Annotated in this window: 1 protein-coding gene; it reads left to right on the forward strand. The window is 65.2% G+C overall.

What is annotated here, in order from left to right; genetic code table 11:
* Positions 1–4: 4 nt before the first annotated feature.
* Positions 5–451, forward strand: a 447-nt coding sequence (locus EN935_RS40090; RefSeq protein ID WP_127374456.1) for an aminotransferase class I/II-fold pyridoxal phosphate-dependent enzyme, incomplete at its 3' end; no start/stop codon positions are given.

Below are 451 nucleotides of genomic sequence, written 5' to 3' on the forward strand. Positions count from 1 at the left end.
GCCCATGACTTTGATCGACAGCTTGCGCACGGAGGCCCGCGCCGCACCCGAAAGCGGCATTGTCGCCGTCGTCAATTACGGCCGCCTGCGCGAAGGCATGATCCCGCTCTGGGCCGGCGAGGGCGACTTGCCGACGCCTTCGTTCATCACCGATGCCGCGTCGAAGGCGCTGGCCGGCGGCGAGACGTTCTACACCTGGCAAAAGGGCATCCCAGATCTCAGGCAGGCGCTTTCCCGCTACTATGCCAGGCATTTCGGTAAGACCTTCCCTGAGGAGCAATTCATCGTCACCGGGTCCGGCATGCATGCCATCCAGCTGGCGCTCGACGCGCTCGCCGGTGCCGGCGACGAGGTCATCTATCTGTCGCCGGCCTGGCCGAATTTCGATGCCGCAGCAGGGATATCGGGCGCCGTTCCGGTGGCGGTCACGCTCGATCATTCCGGCAATGGC

The sequence above is a fragment of the Mesorhizobium sp. M7D.F.Ca.US.004.03.1.1 genome (genome assembly GCF_003998635.1).
GTDB classification, from domain to species: Bacteria; Pseudomonadota; Alphaproteobacteria; order Rhizobiales; family Rhizobiaceae; genus Mesorhizobium; species Mesorhizobium loti.